The following is a 21,782-nucleotide window of genomic DNA, read 5'->3' as shown; positions in this document are numbered from 1 at the left end:
CACACAAAAATATATTAAAAGGAGTTGAAAATGAAGAAAAACATTTTCACAAGCTCTATAGGTGTTATAATAGCCGGTGCTGTTATAGGTGCTATAGCTGCTTGGCTCTCTGTAATGGGCAATCCTGCTAATATGGGTATATGTATTGCATGTTTTACCCGTGATTTAGCAGGAGCTGTCGGTTTGCATAGAGCAGCTGCGGTTCAATATATAAGACCAGAATTAATAGGTCTTATTATTGGTGCCACAATATCAGCAGTACTCTCTAAAGAATTCGTTCCTAAGGGAGGAAGCTCACCTATTATAAGATTCTGTTTAGGTTTCTTTGCTATGATCGGTGCTTTAGTTTTTCTAGGCTGTCCTTGGAGAACTTTGCTTAGAGTAGCAGGCGGAGATATTAACGGAATATTTGGTTTAATAGGTATTATTATAGGAGGAGGAATAGGCGTTTTCTTTTGGAAACAAAATTTCTCTTTAGGTCAGCCAAAAGCTTATAAAAATAAGCTAGTTGGTTTCTTGCCATTAGTTATATCAATAATACTTTTAATATTATTATTGGCAAAAACTAAATTCTCTGAAGGCGGCCCAATATTCTTCTCTGAATCTGGTCCAGGAAGTATGAAAGCTCCTATAGTTATAGCTTTGATAGCTTCTATAATAATAGGATTCATAGCTCAAAAATCAAGATTCTGTACTGTAGGCGGACTTAGAGATGGAATATTTATGAAAGATTTCCATATGACTAAAGGTGTTATAGCTTTTATTGCTGCTGCTTTGATAGTAAACATAATAACAAGCAGATTTACTTTTTCTATGGAGAATCAACCAATAGCCCATACAAATATTTTATGGAATGTTGTATCAATGATACTTACAGGCTTAGCATTTACTTTAGGTACAGGCTGCCCTGGAAGACAAATGATACAATCTGCGGAAGGCAATATGGACAGTTTCATTTTCGTTGTAGGTATGTTAGTTGGTGCTGGATTTGCTCATAACTTTAATTTGGCAAGTTCAACTGCCGGACCTACGGTATATGGAATGGGAGCTGTTATTTTAGGTTTAGTATTTTGTATAATCATTGGCTTTACAATGAAAGAAAATACTGCTAATTGATATATTTCTTGTGCAGCAGGTTGTTGTCATTATATAAAAAGAAATATACCGTGTAAAATTTTTGGAAGTTATATAATGAACTCTGCCTCTACCTTGCATTATTAAAACTAGGCAGGTTATGATAATACAAGGTAGCGGCAGAGGTTATAATAAAGAACATTTAGATATATAAATCTAATGCTTATTATAATAGTTACGGCTTCTAATAAATGCTTACTTTAAGTATATTTCATAAAAATATTATGGTTTCTTAATGCCATAAACATAATTTAATATTAGTTAAAAGGATCTTTTATGCCAGAAACTATTAAAGTAGATACAAGAGGAATGTCATGTTCTCAAGCATCTTTTCAGGCTAAATGTGCAGCTATCAATAACACTGAATTAAATACTATTATAGAAGTATTGGTAAGCGGACATTCAAGCTGTGAAAGCGTGATCAGAGGCTGTGTAAAATACGGCTATGAAGGAAGTTTTGAACATATAGAAAATGAAGATATACTTGTAACTTTAAAAAAAGTAAAGTGATATTTTAATTATCAAGTATTATATATACATAAACAACTATATTTTGTCAGAAATAATTTTTTTAAATTTTAAATATCTGCAGGGCTTTGTACTTACGAAGTACACAGCGTGCAGCCCCCCCACTTCTTTTGTTGCCACAAAGAAGCAGGCACAGCCCGCCTTCGGCGAAAGGCTATATTTTATCTTAAATTGATAATTTATATTATATGTAAAACAATTTTAGTATTATTTAGTACTAATTTTATACCTTGCACTTTCGCGAAGCGTATCCGAGCTTGTCGAAGATATAGGTTCTTTTATACCAATACCAAAAGGTACCTACTCGGTAAAAGAACTGGGGTATGGGGCAAAGCTCCATATATTAAAAAGAAAATATAATTTTATTTTTGACAAAATATACTTGTTTATGTATATATTGATAAATTTTGACAAATATATTTCTTTTTAGTATAATATATGCATGGAAAGCGAATTAGATATTGAACAAATAAAATATTTTAATCCTTTGAACGATTATTTTATGCGTTATATGTTTGCTAAAGAAGGACATGAGCATATTTTGAAAAATCTAATCAATTCTGTTAGAATAGATTCTAATCAGGAACCTTTTGAACATGTAGAAATTCTTAATACTTTTAATTTAAAAGAAAATGTATTTGATAAAGAAAGTATAGCAGATGTTAAAGCAAAAACTAAATCAGGCGAAACTATAATTATAGAAATACAAAGAATAGGTAATCAGTCATTTATATATAGAAGTTTATATTATTGGGCTAAAAATTATTTTACAAATTTAAAATCTAAAGATATATATTCAGATTTAACACCTGTAATAAGTATTAATATTTTAGATTTTAATTTGATAAAAGGAATAGATAAACCTCATAGCTGTTATTTTATTAAGGAGCTGGAAACTAATCATATATTAACGAATCATTTAGAGCTTCATTTTTTAGAACTTAGAAAATTTAGTAATTCTTATAATTTATATGAAGGTTTATCAGATTGGTTTAAATTTTTAAATTCAAAAGATAAGTTGGAGGATATTATGGAAATATTAGTAAAGAAAAATCCTATAATGAAAGAAGTATACGATGAATATAATAAATTTGTAAAGAGTAGTGATTTATATAATGGTTATAGTAATTATGAAAGAGATTATTTTAATGTTTTAATGCTTAATGAGGAACGTATAAAAGGAATAGAAGAAGGTGAAATAAATAAGGCTAGAAATATAGCATTGAATCTTAAAAATATGAATATGACAGATGAAGAAATAAGCAAAGCTACAGGTTTAAGTATAGAAGATGTTAAAAAATTGTGATTATATTATATTTTTTTTTACTTTATATAAAAAAGCAGAGTAATAAAACCCTGCTTTAAAAATATTTTTAAAATTTATTTATTAATTACTTTCTCTAAATCTTCTTTTATACTCAAAGCCATTTTGTCATCGAAACTTGAAAATGAATTCTTTGTGTATAATATGTTTTTGTTGCTGTCAATTATTATTATCCAAGGAAGCCATTTAACATTATACTCATCAGAAATATTTTTGTATTTATCAACATCAACTTCGGTGAAAATCAAATTATCATCTATGAATTTTTTTAGTTCTTCATTTACAAATACTTTCTCTTTAAGCTCATAACAATTAGCACACCAAACAGCAGAGAAATCTATTAATATCGGTTTGTTGTTTTGTTTTGAAAGTTCTAATGCTTCACTGTATGTTATATGATTTGAAACTTCATTCTTTTGTTTTATGAATCCGTAAGTACAGCCTAATGCTATTGATATAATGACTACAGAAACGAATATTTTTATTTCTAATGCACTTAACATAGCAGATTTGTTTTTTATTATGTAAACTAATACGGAAAATACTAATATCGCAGCTGAAGCAAGTATATAACTTATTTTGTTAAATCCTATTACACCGAAAAGTATATTAGCATAATAGAAACTTATTATCATCATTAGGAAAGTGAAAACATATTTAACATATACCATCCAAGTTCCAGCCTTAGGCATTTTTGTAAGTATTGAAGCGAATGTACCAAGAATGAATAATACAGAAGCAAAACCCAAAGCATAAACAGCCATATAAAGAGTGGCGAATACAGGATTAAGAAAACCTATTTCCAATATAACAGCTATTATAGGAGCAGCACAAGGAGTGGCAACTATTCCAGCAAGAAGTCCCATTATATATTTATGGAATATTGATTGATTTTTTTTGCTGTATGCATTTGTTTTGGCAGACTGTAAAAATGAAGGAGCTTTAATTTCATAAAATCCAGCCATTGAAAATGTAAAGTATAAGAATAGTAATACTAATATAGTTAAAACAATAGGATTATATCCAATACTTCCAAATAGAATAGTTTTATGAAAAGCAAATCCAGCCACAGAAACTACAGCACCTAAAAGTGTATAAGTTGTGATTACTCCTAATGCAAATAAAAGCGAAGCTAATACGCTTGATTTTTTATTGTTTTTAGAATCAGTTGTAGTTCCTAAAATAGACACTGTAATTGATAGTAGTGGATATGTACAAGGCAAAAGCACAGATGCAAGTCCTGCTGCAAATATTAATATTAATGTTATAAATATATTATTGCTTCCTTTTATATAGTTTTCTATAGAAGTAGCATTCTCTGGTTTTTCATCTGTTATAATATTTGCATTATCAGGTATATCAATTTCTTCTCCATATATTACTTTACTTTTCGGCTGTAAGCATACATTGTCTTTCGCTGAACATAATTGATAAGTTGTTTTTATAAAGTTAATTTTATTTATATCAATATCATTTAATATAAACTCTTGTTCGCCTTTTATTATTATGTCATTATGATATTTTTCGCCTTTTGGATAAGTTGTATTTATTTGTTTGTTGTCTGCAAAGAATAATATTTTATTTGCTATGCTTGATTCTAAATATGCATAATAATTATTTGGTATGATTGCTTTTACTATTAATTTATTATTATTAGTTTCTAAAGTAAAATTAATTTCAGGATTTTTATTGAAACTATCAAATGCATTCAAATTAGGTAAATTATTATTTTGAGCAAATACTAATGCGGCAGAAAGAATAAAAAATATAATAATGTATTTAAAATATGATTTCATTATTTTCATAAAATATTCTCCGTTTTTATATTCTATCATAATTTGTTTTAATTTGTTTTAATAATATAACATTTATTATAGTAATTTGTGAAATTATTAATTTTATAGTATTGGGTATTATTAAAGGTTAAAAAAAACAGCCGCTATAATTTATATTATAACGACTGTTGATATTTTTAATTGTTTAAAAATTAATATCTAGTTTCATAAGGTAAAAGTGCTATATTTCTAGCTCTTTTAATAGCTTTAGTAACTAATCTTTGATGTTTAGAACAAGTACCGTTTAAGCGTTTAGGTATGATTTTACCGCTGTCTTTAACGTATCTTTTTAATAATTTAATATCTTTATAATCTAATACATCAATATTGTTTTTGCAGAAATAACAAACTTTTTTCTTGAAGAATTTTTTTCTTCCGTCTTTTTCATTAATTTCTTTATTGAAATGAGCTTTTTTCTCGCCTTTTCCTTTCATTTCTTCTTCATTGTTATTTTCAACATTTTCTATATTTTCTAAATCCATTGTTTATCTCCTAAAAAATTATACTATTTTCAATTAAAATGGCACTTCATCATCATCATCTGAGAAACTTCCTAAGTCTACACCAGAAGATGCAGAAGGAGAATAAGTAGTATCCATACTAGCAGCAGGAGCACCACCCATAGCAGCGTTATTTCCTAACATCTGCATACTTTGCATAATGATTCTAACTTTTGATCTTGCTGCATTAGTATCTTTATCTTGCCATCTTTCCTGTCTTAAAGTTCCGCTTATAGCAACTTGTTTTCCTTTAGTAAGGTATTTACTAACAGTTTCAGCCATTTTACCAAAAGCAACAACATCGAAGTAATTAACTTCAGTTGCATTTTTAGTGCTTACATAATAATTATTTGCTATAGAAAACTCAACAACTGCACTTCCGCTAGGTAAATATTTAGATACAGGATCAGCTGTAAGTCTTCCTATTAAAGTTACATTATTAAAATCTGTTGCCATAAATAAAGCCTCTATTATCTATCTATATATTATAAATTAAGCTTCTTTTGAAACTTCTTCATTAGAAGTATTTTCTTTGTTTTCTTTATTATCTTCTTTTTTATTTTTCTGTATTATTTCATCTAAGCGAACTATTATGAATCTTAATATGCTTAATTCATAACGTAATTCTCTTTCTATATGAGTTAAATCATTTCCATTACATCTGAAGTGGTAGTAATAGAATTTACCTTGATTAACTTTGCGTATAGGATAGCTTAAGTTATGAATACCATAATCAGCTTCATTGAAAATTTCAGCATGATAGTTTTGAAGAATAGATTTTACATGATCTTTAGCATTTTGATGCACAGCGTCATTGATTTCTGTTACGAATAATATTTCGTATTCTCTCATATTTTGAACTCCTTGGATAAAGCTTCTTTTATGATTAGGAATATCTTAAAGAAGCGAAGTATGTATTTATTTGAAGAATGATATATGATTTTTGATAAAAAGTCAAGAATATATATAGAAATATGGAAATTATATGTTATAATTAAGTAGTAAGTGTTTAAAACTTGAAAAAAATATCTATAAGTAAACATAATGTATTTGATTTAATTTTTCAATATAGTATAATAATAAATAATAAAAATCTTGGAGAACAAAAAATGAAAAAATTACTAGTTATGTTTTTGTTGGTAGCTATGTCAATATCAGTTCATGCATACCAAACGGTTCCTTTTATGTTTAATGATTTGGTTCCTTATGGCATCACTCCTGATGAAGTTAACGAGATATTAGTAGCTTCTAATTTTTCAGCAGGAGCAGCTGAGCCTATAAGTGGTACATTTTATGTTAGTGAATATCCAGATCCAGATTTAGTATGGTATAATCCTCAAACTATGGATTGGGTAAATATTAAATTTACTACTAACGATGTTTCAGAACTTTTCACAAGAGATGAAAATATTTTATACTTTAATTTCATAGTAACAAATGAATTTAAATGTATGACAGTTAGAGCTGACAATATAAATGATGATGCTACTCTAGCTGGAAAAGAAACTAAATGGGCTTATAAATTCTTCTTCCATGAAGATAAATTATTTGCTGTAAGTGCTGTTTACGAAGGTGATTACACTTTACAACAATATAAATCAAGAAACGAAGGTAATGAATATGCTCATCCTGGTTATGTAATGTCAAGAGGTTTATTCAGCAGAACTTTAGGCGGTTTCCATATGAAATACGGCGGATTCCATAACAGCAGATATTCTACTTTCGATGATTTCACTTCTATGAGATATGGTAACTATGTTAATAAAGCTGCTAATACTTCTTTAGCTGTTTATTATGCTACTTACGGCGGAAAAAACATTAACTTTGTTGCTTCTTATGTAGATAATTTCAGAATGCAGCCTATAGCTAATAGATTCCAAAAATCTTATTATGAAAATTATTTCGATTTTGCTGATGTTCCAGTAGGAATACCACCAGAAATCAAACCTCCAAAAGATGAAAATGCTGAAAATGGAGATAATACTCAAGCTACTGAAAACGCTCAGTAATTAATATTTGTTTAAAAATAAATAGAGGGTCTATTAATTTAGGCCCTCTATTTTTTATTTTAAATTTTTTATTATAAAAAAACTATATTAAAAACATTATTATTTTGCAAAAAACATCTATATATGATATAATATTTTGGATTGATAACTTTTGTTATATTTTTGTTTAAGAGGTTTTTTACTATGGAGTTAAATGAATTAAGTATAATTCAAATCAGAGAGAAATTAAAAAATAAGGAAATAGATGCTCCTACATTAGTTGAATCTATTATAAATAAAATAGAGGAAGACAATAAAAGAGATGATAAAATATATGCTTATCTTGAACTTTTTAAAGATGAGGCATTAGAACAGGCTAAAAAAGCTCAAGAGAGAATCAATAATGGTGAAGATTTACCATTACTTGGTGTTCCTTTGGCTATTAAAGATAATTTGTGCTATAAAGGTCATTTGATGACAGCTTCTTCAAAAATGCTTGAAGGTTATAAAGCTCCTTATACAGCTCCAACAGTTCAAAGATTAATAGATAATGGCGCTATTATTATAGGTAGAACTAATATGGACGAATTCGCTATGGGCGGAACTACAGAAACTTCTAACTATGGAGTTACTAGAAACCCTAGAAATAGAGCACATGTTCCTGGCGGTTCTTCAGGCGGATCTGCTGCTGCAGTTGCTGCTAATTTTGCTTTCGGTGCTTTAGGAAGTGATACTGGCGGATCTATAAGACAGCCTGCTTCTTTCTGCGGTATAGTTGGTGTTAAGCCTACTTACGGCAGAGTTCCTAGACTTGGCTGTATTGCTATGGCTAGCAGTTTAGACCAAGTTGGACCTTTAACTAAAGATGTTAAAGATGCTGCTTTAATGACTAAAATTATAGCTGGTTTTGACCCTAAAGAATCTACTACTTTAAATATTCCAGTTCCTGATTATAATTCTTATTTAGACGGAAATATTAAAGGTATGAAAATAGGACTTGCTAAAGAGTACTATGATTCTGAATTAATAGATCATGATGTAAAAGAAAAGGTTATGGATGCTATAGGAAGATTAAAAGATCAAGGTGCTGAAATTGTTGAGATTAGCTTACCTAATGCAAAATATGGTTCAAGAGTTTATACAGCAGTTATGGATGTTGAAGTAGCTTCTAATATGGGAAGATATGACGGTATAAGATACGGATATCACCCTAAAGGCGATTTCAATTTAGATGAATATTACTATACTTCAAGAAGTGTAGGACTTGCTTTTGAAACTAGAGCTAGAATATTATTCGGTACTTTAATGACTGGTAAAAGATTCTTCTACAGCCATTATCAGCATGCATTAAAAGTAAGAAAGTTAATGCAAATGGATTTTGATAATGCATTCAAAAATGTTGATGTTATTGTCTCTCCTACTTCTCCTGTAACTGCAGGTCTTTTAGGTACAAGAGATCAAACTGACAGTGCTTTAAGTTTCTTGGCTGATAGTTATGTTTCTAATATTAACTTGGTAGGTCTTCCTGCTATGAGCGTACCTTGCGGAGCAGATAAAAACAATATGCCTATAGGTATTCAATTCATAACTAAACAGTTCAATGAAGTAGATATGTTTAGAATGGCTTATGCCCATGAATTAGCTAGTAAATAATTATTTAATTTGTATATATTATGATATTAAGGGGGCTTTATGCCTCCTTTTTATTTAATACGATTATTTTTTAATTTAAATATTTATGAGGGTTTGATTTTAATAAGTAATGCCAATTCTTTTATAAACTTTCTGCATTATGTTGTAAAGTTATATTTTATATTTGTATAATAGGGAAACTTCAATTTTATAAATTAAAATTACATATTATAAAGCATATAATCTTATATTTATAATTTAAAATAAGATTTAATTACTTCTATTTATATTATAAATAATAAAAATTGACAATTTAAAAATTATTAGTATAATGCCTAAAATATTTTTTATACAATACAAAGAAAGTTAAAAGGAAAGTTTATGAAAAAAATTATACTAATGGCAGCTTTAAGCATTCTAATAGGCTGCAATAATAACAAATCTAATAACACACAAAACAATACAACAGTTAATAGCGATACAAACATAACAATCACTAACAATACTAATCAAAATACAAATCAAATAATAAGTCAGCAAATAACTCCAGCAAAAAAGAAAAAAATAGAATTTAAAAATATATATCCTATCAAACCATATACAGAAGAAGAAATTGATGAAATATTATACAAAACTATTGACACAGAATTATCAAATTATGGAATATCCGATAATTCCAAAAAAGAAAGAAGAGAAGAAGAAAAACAAAAAATGCAAAATATTAAAGATTTACTTTTGGAAGGTATAAACAGCAAAGATGAAAATGGAAACAGCGTATTGACTCTAATGCATAAACTTGATTATAAAGATTATGCTTATAATGATTTAGTGAAATGGCTTGTTGAACATGGCATTAGTTTAGATGATACTGAAATACTAAATTACAATTATACTGATAAAATAATAGATTATTTATTAGACAGCGGAGTTAATTTTGATTATAATACAGTATATAATAAAATTGACTTAAACAATAATAATTATAATTTAATATCAAAATTGATAAAAAAGTTAGAATCTGCAGGTTATTATTTTTCTGATATAGATTATCAATTACAAAGCGATTTATTATTTCAATCCATTTTAGCTAATAATTTAGATTTAGTAAAACTATTCTTAAAACTTGGTGCTGATATTAATTCCATAAATAGAATGAGAGACGGTTATGTTGGAACTCCTTTAATGTATAGTGCCTATTATGAAAAGTATGATATTATGGATTATTTAAAAGAAAATAACCCTGATATTACTATTCACTGCTTTCAAGATACAGAAGAATTAGAAAGTATTCATACTGATGATCCTCATATATCTTTTGTATTGATGGAAAATTTTCCTGTTTTAAGTCCTACAAATTTAATTAATACTGTTATCACTGGAAATAATAATGAAGATTTGATGATAAGAATATTAAATAAAATATCTCAAACTTTTAAATTTGCAGATACCAGCTATATTTATTCGCCTGCCTCACAAATTGAATTTACAAACAATAATGAAAAATATATTTTAATACAAAGTCATATATTAAATGAAGAATATGTAGAAAATCTTATATCAATGGAAAAATATGTACATGATTTTGAAGTAAACGATAAATATTTTAATTATGTAACTATATGGAAAAGAGATAAAAACGATGAAAATAAAGCACAGTTTATAACAGGTTTTTATCCAATGCAAAATGGTGATTACTCACAAACTTATGATATTGCTTCATCAGGAAATTACGTTACAATAGAAGCAATAGATGACGGTACATATTATTATACATTCATAATAGAAAATAATGATTTTTATTTAGATAAATTTTCTTTTTCTAAGTATAATATATCAGATATGAAACAACAAAAAGAAGAACATTATTATAATTACAAAACAGATGCCTCTAAATTTAATCACACAAGCAGAATAAAAGCTATTGATTTAGAAAGAGGCTTCTTTAGTAAATTAATAGAAGAATACAATAAATAAAAAATAATAAAGGGCTCTAGTTTTTTTAATTAACTAAAGCCCTTTTCTATTATAAATTAATTATAGTTTATGAAACTTTTATCATATATCAAAACTCATTCAAATACTTAATTATGTTAAGTGCAATATATTCAGCATCTTCTTCTTTTAATGTGCTGTATAAAGGTAATGTTATTTGATTTTTGTACAAATTAAATGCATTTTTATAATCAGCCATTTTGTAACCCAAATCTATATAGGCCTTATGTGCTGGCAAAGGCAAATAATGAACATTTAGTATTATTCCTAATTCTGACATTTTATCTATAAATAAATCTCTGTCCACTTCTTCAAAATCTTGTATTCTTATCAAATAAAGATGATATGAAGACTCGCTGTAATCATCTTTGAAATTAGGCAAATGTATTCTTTTATTTTTACCTAAAATATAATTATATATATCTACTATTTTTTTTCTATGATTAATCATTGAATCATATCTTCTTAACTGTGATAAACCAATAGCAGCATGCAAATCGCTCATATTGCATTTATAACCTGGCAATTCTATATTATATCTCCAAGCTCCTTTTCCGCCTTTGTTTTTATCGAAAGCACTTTTATTTTGTCCATGCAAAGATAGTACAGAAAGTTCTTTATATATATCATCAGCATTTATATTTCCTATATCATTAAAAGACAATCCGCCGCCTTCTGAAGTTGTTATATTTTTTACAGCATGAAAAGAGAAAGAAGACATATCAGCCTGTGAACCTGTTCTTTTTCCTTTATAAACGGCACCTATAGAATGAGCTGCATCAAGTAAAAATAATGGTCTTTTTAATTCTTTTTGATATTTGTTTTCTGATGCATTAAATAATTCTTTTTTGCTTTCTAAAATCTTTATAATTCCGTCATAATCGCAAGGCTTTCCTCCAATATCAACTGCAATAACAGCTTTAGTTTTATTAGTTATAGCTTTTTCAAGTTTTTCTAAATCTATATTAAAATCATCTTCTTTGGCATCTATGAATACAACTTTAGCACCCAAATGAACTACAACATTAGCAGTAGAAGCATAAGTATAAGAAGGTACTATTACTTCATCACCCTCACCTACTCCGAATATTTTTAATGCCAATTCCATAGCTGATGTAGCACTGGAAAATAATTTAAATCTTTTTACATCTATATATTTACAAAGTTCTTCTTCAAATTCTTTATTTACTGGGCCTGTTGTAATCCAGCCTGATTTTAATACATTAACTACAGCCTCTATTTCACTATCTGTTATATCCGGAGGCGAAAAAGGTATTTTCTTATTCATATTTCATATCCTTCATATACAATATTATGTTTAGTTTACATATTTAAAAATTATGTTTACTAAACAATTACTATATAATATATAAAAAATAAATCAATAATTTAAATATTATTTTCTGATATATTGGGAGTATAAAATATTTTCTCATTATCCATTATAATTAATAATGAATGAGGAGCTATATTATTATTATCATAATTAAAATCATTATCTGAAAAATTAGCTATTACAAGAATATCATCTCCGTAAACAGTTTTTTGAATATTTTTGTCATCGCTTAAATATTCAAAACTTGTCATTTCTTTAGTTATTACTTTTTTAGAAAACTCGCTCCATACTTTATGATGATTTATTATATCTTCTTTATATCTTTTCCATTCTTCTAAATCTATATGATATAAAGGCGGTACATTATAAAGAATCTCTCTAAGCATTCTATCTCTTACTGCATTTTTTATTTTGAATGTTGACCAATCCCAATGATATGTTGTTATTATAGAATCATTATAAACCAATTTATAAAGAGGTATATCATACTTAATATCTAAATATATTTTATATAGTTTATCTTTTATAGGCACTCTTTTAAAAAAATGTTCCGGTACTCCTCCGTCAATACTATAATACTTACCTATATAATATTCGCTATTAGGATTTTTCATATCTTTATCAACCCAAGAAAATGTAGGAAGTTCTATTCCATGAGCATAAGCTATTGTATATGCTGCTAAATCGTTACCGCCTTCAGAACCTACAACAAAATTATAATTATCTCTTATATAAGACATTCTCTCCAAACGTGCTTTTAAATCTTCTTCCTGTGTAGTTATATGATTAGATGAATAATCATTAAATATCTCTCCTGTAGCATCGCAGTCTATGAACCAAGAATTAAAACACAAATCATTTTTCATGATATTTGATAAACGTAATTTTACTGCTGGAAGTGAAAGCGTAGGATTAAGATGTCTTCCTACATTATTAAAACCAGCTGATTTTTTACCGTCCTTATTTTCTACTGCCGCATTATAATATAATGAAGTATCTTCAAATTTAGCAGTAATCCATTTTTCATTATTAGGTTCATGTATAGAATGATAAGAGTCATAGGAAGCTATTAAATAACCAAGTTCATTAGCTTTTTTTACTAGCTCCGGTTTTTTATATGCCTGTTCCCAAGAATGCAAACCTATCCAAGCATTATTTATACCGCTTTTTTTCATATCTTCAATTATATTAACAGTTTTATCATTCATAAAAGTATTATAATCATTGAATACATCGCTTAAATTTGATGATAATAAAAATTTATTTGTTTGTATTTTATCAGATATATTTAATTCATTATAATTTTCTATATCATTAGTGAATACTTCTTTATTATAAAAATCATCTCTCATAAAAACATAAGTTAAATAACGGCATATAGTATTTTTATGATATTCTGATATATAATCTAAATTTTTTATCTCTGAAAATACTTGTTTTACTTCATATTTCATTTCTGAACTTTCTTCAAAACTTTTTATATGATTCATAATAGAAGAATCAATATTAAGTTTAAAATTTTTCCAATTAATATCATTTTGTGAAATTATATTTTCTTCGGATAAATATATATGAGGAGCTCCGTATAATTTTCTTATATTTTCATTATTCTTTGCTTTTTCTTCTAATGTTAAAAATTTTCCTTTTTCTATTATATAATTTTTATAAGTCTTAGCTATTTTAGTAATATCATTTTCAAGTAAATATATTCTGTATGTATTAGTCTTAGTTTTATCTATATCTAAAAATTGATGATTGATAAAAAATGAAATATTATCATTTACATCAAACACAATATCAGTATTATATGGATTTTCCATTATACAAAGTATAGCATAATCATTATCATAAGCATAGGATACGAAAGGCATAGATAATTTTTCTAATACTGTATACTCATTATGTTTTGATAAATATTCTTTCCAGTACTCATCATCATAAGAAATATTTTTTCCCTCTCCGAAAGGCAGATAATAATTTATTGCTTTCACATTCGGAAAAATAAAATTATTATCTTCTTCAGTCTTTAATATTATGTTTACTTCTAAATAATCTTTTACCTGTTTAATTTCTGTTAATATATTTTTATCTGAATATTCAAAAGTTATTTTATTATCATTAGTTTTTAAATTTATTATTTTATCATTTGTTTTTTCTCCTATTGAAATAGGTATTTTAATATCATCTTTTATAAATGAAATTTCAAAAGTTTCCGATATCACTTCATAATTGATTTTTGTATAATTTATTTTTTTAGAATTACAGCAAGATAATATAAATAATAATAAGATTGTTATATATTTTTTCATTTTTAACCCCATAAAAATATTGATAGCATTATCGGATACAAAAAAATCAGCATTATATTTATAATAATATTTGACAAAAAATCATCAAAGCTATAATATCTATTGCTAATAAAAATTGTTTTTTAAAGCTCTGTTAAATAGATTGCCAGATGCCAGCGATTTTTATAATTACTTTACAAGCAGTGCTGATTTATGCTGAGTATAGAAAATTTAATTATAATAATTATAGGCTGTTCCATAGCTGGTTTCGTTGATGCTGCTGCAGGAGGAGGCGGACTTATAAGTTTGCCTGCATATCTGATAGCCGGTATTCCTCCTCATACTGCTTTGGCTACAAATAAACTCACTTCCACATCAGGAGCTGTAGTTTCTGCTTTCACATTCTTCAAAAATGGTAAACTTACAACTAAATTAATAAAGTTTTTAATACCTATGACAATATTAGGCTCTATTGTAGGAGTTCAGGTTATTGTACTTATAGATGCAAAAGTATTGCAGCCTTTAATAATGATACTTATTTTGGCAGTTGGTATTTATACTTTATTTTCAAAAACTTTCGGTACAGAAAATCAATTCGATGAAAATAATCTTAAAACTAAAAACTATATAACAGGAATGTTCTTTGCTTTTCTTTTGGGTTTTTATGATGCGGTATTCGGACCAGGTACAGGAAGTTTTTTAATAATGTTTTTTGTACTTTATTATAAAATGGATTTTCTTCTTGCCTCTGGTAATGCTAAGGCTTTGAATCTTACAAGTAATTTATGTTCATTAATAATATTTGCTATAGAGGGAAAAGTTAACTATATGGCTGGTGTATTCGTTATACCTTTCATAATGATATCAACTTACTTCGGTGCTAAGTTCGCTATAAAGAAAGGAATCAAAGTTATAAAACCAATATTCGTAAGTATTTCCTTACTAACTACATTAAAAATTTTATTAGATATAATTAGATAACAATATAGTAGTATATACCTAAACAACTATATTTTGTCAATTTTTATATTTTGTAAATATATTATCAACTTTTTTGCCGCACAAAAAAGTTGCAAAAAACGCAATTGCTAGAACTTTATATTAAAAATATATGTATTAAATGTATGGTATAACCTAGATTTATACTAAAAATGCAGTTTTTTTGGTTCTTTTATACCAATACCGAAAGGTACCTACTCGGTAAAAGAACTTGGGTGTTGCGTAAGCACGCAGAGCGGTGGGCAAAGCCCCAGATATAAAAACAAAAATATAAATTTATTTTTGACAAAATATAGTTGTTTAGGTATATACCAAAAATTTTTAACTTTATTAATTTTAGTTTTTTAATTTTATTGTTTTTGGTGGCTTTGCCCTTACGAAGTACACAGCGTGCAGCACCCCCATTTCTTTTGCAACCGAAGGAAGTCCTTTAGAGCGACTGAAAGGAGTGCCTTTGGTGTGATACGGGAAAAAGAACAACAAAAAAATTATATATATTGTATACTTAAATTCAAGAGATACAAACTGATTATTTATTGATATTTATTATTTTTTATATAATATTAATTAGGCAGGATTTTTACAAGAGACATAACGCTATAATGAGCAATTATTATAGGCAGGCTGTTTAAGTCCTGTCTTCTTTTATTTACAAATAAATATTTTATAATAGCATTAAAATGATGGAACTAATAAATTGAATAAGAAATCATAAGTATTTTATATATTTAATGCTTCAAATAAAAAAGCATGCCCGCCCAAGTTTTGATTAGATTTATAATTAGCTAAACGCACGATTAAGAAAGTATTTTTAATATTAATAATATTGTATTATAACTTAATTTATATTTTTTATATTATTTACCGTGCGTATTGAATTTGTTAATTAAATAAAAATTAATTATTGACATTTTGTAAGTTTTATAATAGAGTAATTGACTATGCGGAGTGGGTAAACGCGGTATTTAAGTAACTAATACTGAGGAAAGTCCGTACCTCTAAAGGGCATCATGCAAGCTAACGGCTTGAAGACGAAAGTCTATGGAAAGTGCAGCAGAAAATATACCGCCAATTTGGTAAGGGTGAAAAGGCATGGTAAGAGCATACCGCATTTGTGGCGACATGAATGGCAGTGTAAACCCCATGAGAGGCAAGAGCAAACAGAAACGGATTGCCCTTTTCCTAAGTTTCAGGTGGCTCGCTAGAATATTATAGTGATATAATATCAAGATAAATGTTTACCTTAAATGACAGAATACGGCTTATAGCTCCGCTTACTTTTTATAATAAAAAAATATCTTACACATATAAAATATTATCCTAAACAAGTAGATTATATATTAATATTTATTATCTATTATTATTTTATTATTCTCATGTCTTACTTCAAGTTTCTACACTTTTTCTAATGAAAAATCAAAATACTATCTGTAATGTTCACCTCTTCTCTTTTCCATTTCAAACATAATTAAAACCAATATTTTAACTGACAAAATGAAGCATCGTACATTCGTAATAAATAACTTAGGTGAGAGCAGATTATATAAAATAAAAAATATGTAATACTTTTTATCTTAAATTATAGATAATTACAAACTAATACAATTATGTTCATGTATCTGTTTATTATATTCATTATTATATTTTGTTTTTTAGATTTATTACAGCTATTTATATTTATACTCTGTCTGCTACGTCGTTTAGTATAATATTATAATCTTGAACATTTTCTATATTAAGCAGATGCCCCGCATTTTCAACTATAAATATATTTTTTTCTGGAGATATTATCGTTTCAAAATATTTTTTTACTTCTATAGTTGGAACCTGCCAATCATGAGAACCGCATATAAAAAATATAGGTATTTTAAAACTCTTATAAGAACTTATATCAAAATCTATAAGATAATCCAAAAGATTTTTATTAACTTTCAAAACTGAAATATATGCAAAAAGATCCTTCAAAGAAAATATAGGACTCTTTCTTATAATATTCATAAGCTTTAGAGTTCCTTCATGATAGCCTGCCAATCCGTATTTTACTTGTATAATTCTAAATTTCATTACAGCTTTCCAAATATTATCTTTATCTATATTAAAAGGATAGTCTCTCATCTCTTCCATTTTTTTTATGTATTTTTTCGACTTTGAGTTTTTTACTATTTCAAAACAATGAGTAAATGCTGTCTTTTCTCCTTTAAGAAAGTTAACAACTTGCCCCATTCCTATATAAGCTGAAACATAATTATGATACTTTTTTATAAACTCAATACCCAAAACAGTCCCCCAAGAATGTCCAAGCAAAATTATATTATCACTTTTGTATTTTATTCTGACATAATCTATTATGCATTTTAAGTCTTCTATTAGATTTTCAATGGTAATATCTTCTGTTTTAGTATTATTTTTTATTTGAGTTCTACCTGCTCCTCTTTGGTCATAATAAATCAAATTATAGCAGCTTTTATAATTTTCTGTTATATATAAAAAATGAGCCTCAGATTGTGCAGGACCTCCATGCAGAAATATTATAGTCTTATCAGACTTTCTATAATAATGAATAAGATAATGCTCTATTCCGTTTACTTTTATATACTCTTCATAAAAGTCTTTGTAGTTTTTCATAAATATTTCCATTTAGTACAAAATTGCGGGATTTATATATGTCTTTCACCTATAAGGCAGTTAATGTCTATATTCCTAGTTACATCTTTCCTCTTTTGTGTGTCCCTGCTCAAATTTTTTTTGAAGATATATATACTAGGTTTAAATTCCCGCTATTTCCAACTATATTAAATAAGTTTAATTTTTACCTATTTTAAAAAAATGTCAATAACTAAAACAAAAAATTTTTTAATTATATATTATGGTGTAGTTGGTATATAATTTCCAAAATTGCTGTATTATAAAACATAAATGTGCTCTAAATAAAATGTATGGTAGTCTGATATATTGCATTTAAGTATTCCTTAATTTATTAAAGTAAACAAGCGGTGTGCTATAATTTTGCATCAGAATGTATGTGTTTATAGTCCCAAAAATTGTTATATTTTCTTAATTTCAGATTAGCTTTCTCTAAAGTTAATTCCTAATTACAAAAGTCATAAAATTTTTTTGGTCACAGTTATGTACTTCGTTGCTCTGTATGCTGTAGGTAAGGCAGCTGCTCGGTGTTAATGCCTCACTATGCGGAAAGACTGCATTTTTTGACTAAAATACAGGTATTATCATACATTTAAAACTTACTTTATAAATAATTAGTAATACTTTACTATTTATAACTTATCATTATATTAATAAATTGGTCAAAATTTATAAACTATATTTGTTTAGGTATAAACTAATTAAGTATTATATTTATAATAAAAAATGAAATAATAAGTTTATAAAAAAATATTTTTAATATATAATAATATTACTAATTATTTTAATTATATTTAAGGAGATATTTATGTCTGAAGTAAAAAGAATTGCTATAATAGGAGCTATGGATTCTGAAATAACCAATTTTAAAGGTATGATAGAAAATATAGAAGAAATTGAAATAGCTAATATTACTTACTATAAAGGTACATTATGCGGTAAAAATGTAGTACTTTTAAAATCTGGTATAGGTAAAGTTAATGCTGCAATTGCTACAACTATAGCTATAGAAAGATTTAATGTAGAAAAAATTATATTTACTGGAGTTGCTGGTTCTGGAAATCCAGATTATGATATATCTGATATAGTTATATCAAAAGATTTAATTGAACATGACTTTGATACTAGCGATTTAGACGGAGATGAACTTACTGTATTAGTTAAAGGTTATGATAAGAACTATTATCCTGCTGATAAATCATTAATAGAATTAGCTAAAGAGTCAGCACAAAAAGTTATAACTGACAATAAAGTTTATATTGATACAATAGCTACAGGCGATCAATTTGTAGGCAATAATGAAAAAGTTAAACAAATACATAAGAAATTTAAAGCTGGTGCTATAGAAATGGAAGGAGCTGCTGTTGCTCATGCTGCTTTAATGTATAAAGTACCTTTTGTAGTTATACGTTCATTATCTGATAAAGCAGACAGCGATGCAGTAGTAGATTTCCCAAAATTCGTAGTAAAATCTGCCCAAAACTCAATGAAAATAGTTGTTGAAATGCTAGACAACATGAAATAAATAAAATATAAAAATAATTTTAAAGCGATAAACTCGCTAGCAATAATAAAAGTCAAAGCCAGCTAGTGAGTTTACTCGCTAACTTATTATAAGCGTATACGAGCATAAAATAACTATATATTCTTCATATACTTTTAAAATCACATCTTAAATACTTTCATTACATATAAAAATACATAAATATTAAGATAATACTATTGTAAAAAATAATACTATTTACAAATAATTTACTATTGAAAAAATATACATATATAATATAATGTTAGTATCAATTAACATAATATCGGAGTGTCTATGCCTGATAAAAGAACGATATTAAATGGTAACGGAGTGGGAGACTATGTTGCAATAGGAAACTCATTTCTTTATACACCATCACTAAGTACCCCTATATACAAAATAGAAGAAAGTGATGTAGAAGAAGAATATAAAAGATTTGATGAAGCTATAAAGAAATCTATAGAAGAAATAGAAGAGCTTCAAAAACATGTAAATAATAATATAAAAAATATTTTATCTACTCATATATTAATGCTTCAGGATAGAGTTATAACAAGGCAGGTAAAAGAAGAAGTAAAAGAAAAACTTTTTAATATAGAGCATGTATATGATACTATAATATCAGGATACTTAAAAAAATTGTCATCTATAAATAATAAAATGTTATCCGAAAGAAGCAGCGATATTGTAGATATAAAATCAAGATTAATAAGAAATCTAATACAGCCAAATTCTGGAGATTACTCTCAAGTACCAGAGAACTGTATAGTAATAGCAAAAACACTAACTCCTAGTGATGTATTGAAATTTAATGCTATAGGAGTTGCTGGATTTATAATAGAAAGCGGAGGATATACTTCTCATGCTGCTATATTGGCTAAAGCATTTGGTATTACAACAATATTTAATATTACAGATATATCAAGCAAAATTAAAAATGGAAGAAAAATTATTGTAGACTGCAGAAGCAGTATAGTAATAATGAATCCAAGTGAAAAAGATATTAAAAATTATACTAAATTAACTGAAGATATCAAACAGCATAAAGAACAGTCTATAATTGATGCTAAAGAACCAGCTATAACTACAGATAATATTGAAATAAAAATAAATGCTAATATAGATATACCGGAAGAAACAGAAAGTTTACTAAAACATGGTATAGATTCTATAGGTTTATACAGAACAGAATTTTTATATATATTTTCTGGTGAAGATATTGCTACGGTTCTTCCAAGCGAAGAATATCAATTTAAAGTGTATAAAAGTATAGCATCTAAAATGAAAGGAAAAATAATAATAAGAACTTTGGATATTGGAGGAGATAAAATTTCTCCTGCTTTAGGTTTCGATTTTAAAGAAGATAATCCTTTCCTAGGCTGGCGTGCTATAAGATTTTGTTTATCCAATAGACAATTATTCAAAGATCAAATAAAAGCATTACTTAGAGCTTCACATTATGGAAACATAGAAATAATGATTCCTATGATAAGCACTTTAGACGAATTTATAGAAACTAAAAAATTTATTAATGATGTTAAAGAAGAATTGAGAAAAGAAAATCAAGAATTTAACGACAATATAAAAATAGGTGCTTTAATAGAAACTCCTTCTGCTGCTACAATAATAGATTTGATTGTAAAAGAAGCTGATTTTATATCAATAGGTTCTAATGACTTGGTACAGTATATGATGGCTTGCGATAGAACAAATGAAAAATTAACTTATTTGTACAATCCTATTGATATATCGGTTTTAAGAATGTTAAAAAGGATAATAGAAACAGCAAATCAAAACAATAAACCTGTAACATTATGCGGTGAAATGGGAGGAGTTATATTATATACTCCTGTACTATTGGGACTTGGTATAAGAGAACTTTCTATGTCTGTTACTTCCATAGCAAAAGTAAAAAACCTCATAAGAACCATTAGTATAAAAGATTGTGAAAAGTTAGTTAATGAAATGCTTGAAAAATGTGATAATAATCATTCTAAATCTATTTTAAAAAGTTTCTTAACTAAAGCAAATGTAAAAAAATACAGAGGTATAAATTAA

At 26.9% G+C, this 21,782-nt stretch carries 16 protein-coding genes and 1 other RNA gene; 10 read left to right on the top strand and 7 right to left on the bottom strand.

Features of this window, described 5'->3' with window-relative positions:
• Window positions 1–30 precede the first annotated feature (30 nt).
• The 3 genes from yedE to R4K56_RS02485 all read left to right on the top strand — a co-directional run bounded on the left by yedE (window position 31) and on the right by R4K56_RS02485 (window position 2,968).
• Window positions 31–1,116 carry a YedE family putative selenium transporter gene (yedE, locus tag R4K56_RS02495; RefSeq protein WP_335772239.1) on the top strand — a complete coding sequence of 362 codons (1,086 nt, stop codon included), beginning with the start codon at window positions 31–33 and terminating at the stop codon, window positions 1,114–1,116.
• A 294-nt stretch (window positions 1,117–1,410) separates the two neighbouring features.
• The gene (locus R4K56_RS02490) at window positions 1,411–1,644 is read left to right on the top strand and encodes a sulfurtransferase TusA family protein (protein ID WP_297298396.1); all 234 of its coding nucleotides are present in this window, start codon (window positions 1,411–1,413) and stop codon (window positions 1,642–1,644) included.
• A 460-nt stretch (window positions 1,645–2,104) separates the two neighbouring features.
• Entirely contained in the window at window positions 2,105–2,968 is an 864-nt protein-coding gene (locus R4K56_RS02485) for an Rpn family recombination-promoting nuclease/putative transposase (protein ID WP_335772238.1), read from the top strand.
• 74 nt (window positions 2,969–3,042) lie between these two features.
• Here the strand turns inward: R4K56_RS02485 and R4K56_RS02480 are convergent, their stop codons facing one another.
• The 4 genes from R4K56_RS02480 to rpsF all read right to left on the bottom strand — a co-directional run bounded on the left by R4K56_RS02480 (window position 3,043) and on the right by rpsF (window position 6,173).
• Entirely contained in the window at window positions 3,043–4,782 is a 1,740-nt protein-coding gene (locus R4K56_RS02480) for a protein-disulfide reductase DsbD family protein (protein ID WP_418233751.1), read from the bottom strand.
• A gap of 191 nt (window positions 4,783–4,973) precedes the next feature.
• Entirely contained in the window at window positions 4,974–5,303 is a 330-nt protein-coding gene (gene rpsR, locus R4K56_RS02475; protein ID WP_335759705.1) for a 30S ribosomal protein S18, read from the bottom strand.
• Window positions 5,304–5,336: 33 nt separating this feature from the next.
• Entirely contained in the window at window positions 5,337–5,777 is a 441-nt protein-coding gene (gene ssb / locus R4K56_RS02470) for a single-stranded DNA-binding protein (RefSeq protein WP_335758683.1), read from the bottom strand.
• A gap of 36 nt (window positions 5,778–5,813) precedes the next feature.
• Window positions 5,814–6,173, bottom strand: a complete 360-nt coding sequence (gene rpsF, locus R4K56_RS02465) for a 30S ribosomal protein S6 (RefSeq protein WP_335759704.1) — start codon at window positions 6,171–6,173, stop codon at window positions 5,814–5,816.
• A gap of 257 nt (window positions 6,174–6,430) precedes the next feature.
• Here rpsF and R4K56_RS02460 point away from each other — a divergent pair, with 257 nt between their 5' ends.
• From R4K56_RS02460 to R4K56_RS02450, 3 genes are all read left to right on the top strand, one after another.
• A complete protein-coding gene (locus R4K56_RS02460; protein WP_335758681.1) occupies window positions 6,431–7,330 on the top strand; it encodes a hypothetical protein in 900 nt (299 codons plus the stop codon).
• A 183-nt stretch (window positions 7,331–7,513) separates the two neighbouring features.
• Window positions 7,514–8,962: an Asp-tRNA(Asn)/Glu-tRNA(Gln) amidotransferase subunit GatA gene (gene gatA, locus R4K56_RS02455; protein WP_335772236.1), complete on the top strand. Its 1,449-nt coding sequence runs from the start codon at window positions 7,514–7,516 to the stop codon at window positions 8,960–8,962.
• Between the two features lie 360 nt (window positions 8,963–9,322).
• Window positions 9,323–10,915 carry an ankyrin repeat domain-containing protein gene (locus tag R4K56_RS02450; protein ID WP_335772235.1) on the top strand — a complete coding sequence of 531 codons (1,593 nt, stop codon included), beginning with the start codon at window positions 9,323–9,325 and terminating at the stop codon, window positions 10,913–10,915.
• 88 nt (window positions 10,916–11,003) lie between these two features.
• On the opposite strand, the gene R4K56_RS02445 is transcribed toward R4K56_RS02450, so the two are convergent.
• Both R4K56_RS02445 and R4K56_RS02440 read right to left on the bottom strand, forming a co-directional pair.
• Complete coding sequence (locus tag R4K56_RS02445) at window positions 11,004–12,221, bottom strand: DegT/DnrJ/EryC1/StrS family aminotransferase (RefSeq protein WP_335772234.1); 1,218 nt, start codon at window positions 12,219–12,221, stop codon at window positions 11,004–11,006.
• 101 nt (window positions 12,222–12,322) lie between these two features.
• Window positions 12,323–14,578: a glycoside hydrolase gene (locus tag R4K56_RS02440; protein WP_335772233.1), complete on the bottom strand. Its 2,256-nt coding sequence runs from the start codon at window positions 14,576–14,578 to the stop codon at window positions 12,323–12,325.
• Between the two features lie 192 nt (window positions 14,579–14,770).
• On the opposite strand from R4K56_RS02440, the gene R4K56_RS02435 reads away from it, so the two are divergent.
• A complete protein-coding gene (locus R4K56_RS02435) occupies window positions 14,771–15,538 on the top strand; it encodes a sulfite exporter TauE/SafE family protein (RefSeq protein WP_335772232.1) in 768 nt (255 codons plus the stop codon).
• Window positions 15,539–16,496: 958 nt separating this feature from the next.
• An RNA gene (rnpB, locus tag R4K56_RS02430) (RNase P RNA component class A) lies at window positions 16,497–16,837 on the top strand.
• Window positions 16,838–17,233: 396 nt separating this feature from the next.
• On the opposite strand, the gene R4K56_RS02425 is transcribed toward rnpB, so the two are convergent.
• Window positions 17,234–18,181: an alpha/beta fold hydrolase gene (locus R4K56_RS02425; RefSeq protein WP_297300545.1), complete on the bottom strand. Its 948-nt coding sequence runs from the start codon at window positions 18,179–18,181 to the stop codon at window positions 17,234–17,236.
• An 826-nt stretch (window positions 18,182–19,007) separates the two neighbouring features.
• Between R4K56_RS02425 and R4K56_RS02420 the strand changes: the two genes are divergently transcribed.
• Window positions 19,008–19,724 carry a 5'-methylthioadenosine/adenosylhomocysteine nucleosidase gene (locus R4K56_RS02420; RefSeq protein WP_335772231.1) on the top strand — a complete coding sequence of 239 codons (717 nt, stop codon included), beginning with the start codon at window positions 19,008–19,010 and terminating at the stop codon, window positions 19,722–19,724.
• A 294-nt stretch (window positions 19,725–20,018) separates the two neighbouring features.
• Complete coding sequence (ptsP, locus tag R4K56_RS02415) at window positions 20,019–21,782, top strand: phosphoenolpyruvate--protein phosphotransferase (protein ID WP_335759692.1); 1,764 nt, start codon at window positions 20,019–20,021, stop codon at window positions 21,780–21,782.

This window comes from Brachyspira pulli, assembly GCF_036997785.1.
GTDB classification, from domain to species: domain Bacteria; phylum Spirochaetota; class Brachyspiria; order Brachyspirales; family Brachyspiraceae; genus Brachyspira; species Brachyspira pulli.
This window is presented reverse-complemented; position numbering and strand designations above follow the sequence as displayed.

What these genes read in the sequence shown, in the direction of transcription:
- rpsF (WP_335759704.1), bottom strand. Translation starts at nt 6,173, where the DNA reads ATGAGAGAATACGAAATATTATTCGTAACAGAAATCAATGACGCTGTG.
- gatA (WP_335772236.1), top strand. Translation starts at nt 7,514, where the DNA reads ATGGAGTTAAATGAATTAAGTATAATTCAAATCAGAGAGAAATTAAAA.
- R4K56_RS02480 (WP_418233751.1), bottom strand. Translation starts at nt 4,782, where the DNA reads ATGAAATCATATTTTAAATACATTATTATATTTTTTATTCTTTCTGCC.
- ptsP (WP_335759692.1), top strand. Translation starts at nt 20,019, where the DNA reads ATGCCTGATAAAAGAACGATATTAAATGGTAACGGAGTGGGAGACTAT.
- R4K56_RS02460 (WP_335758681.1), top strand. Translation starts at nt 6,431, where the DNA reads ATGAAAAAATTACTAGTTATGTTTTTGTTGGTAGCTATGTCAATATCA.
- R4K56_RS02420 (WP_335772231.1), top strand. Translation starts at nt 19,008, where the DNA reads ATGTCTGAAGTAAAAAGAATTGCTATAATAGGAGCTATGGATTCTGAA.
- R4K56_RS02450 (WP_335772235.1), top strand. Translation starts at nt 9,323, where the DNA reads ATGAAAAAAATTATACTAATGGCAGCTTTAAGCATTCTAATAGGCTGC.
- R4K56_RS02440 (WP_335772233.1), bottom strand. Translation starts at nt 14,578, where the DNA reads ATGAAAAAATATATAACAATCTTATTATTATTTATATTATCTTGCTGT.
- R4K56_RS02485 (WP_335772238.1), top strand. Translation starts at nt 2,105, where the DNA reads ATGGAAAGCGAATTAGATATTGAACAAATAAAATATTTTAATCCTTTG.
- rpsR (WP_335759705.1), bottom strand. Translation starts at nt 5,303, where the DNA reads ATGGATTTAGAAAATATAGAAAATGTTGAAAATAACAATGAAGAAGAA.
- ssb (WP_335758683.1), bottom strand. Translation starts at nt 5,777, where the DNA reads ATGGCAACAGATTTTAATAATGTAACTTTAATAGGAAGACTTACAGCT.
- R4K56_RS02445 (WP_335772234.1), bottom strand. Translation starts at nt 12,221, where the DNA reads ATGAATAAGAAAATACCTTTTTCGCCTCCGGATATAACAGATAGTGAA.
- yedE (WP_335772239.1), top strand. Translation starts at nt 31, where the DNA reads ATGAAGAAAAACATTTTCACAAGCTCTATAGGTGTTATAATAGCCGGT.
- R4K56_RS02425 (WP_297300545.1), bottom strand. Translation starts at nt 18,181, where the DNA reads ATGAAAAACTACAAAGACTTTTATGAAGAGTATATAAAAGTAAACGGA.
- R4K56_RS02435 (WP_335772232.1), top strand. Translation starts at nt 14,771, where the DNA reads ATGCTGAGTATAGAAAATTTAATTATAATAATTATAGGCTGTTCCATA.
- R4K56_RS02490 (WP_297298396.1), top strand. Translation starts at nt 1,411, where the DNA reads ATGCCAGAAACTATTAAAGTAGATACAAGAGGAATGTCATGTTCTCAA.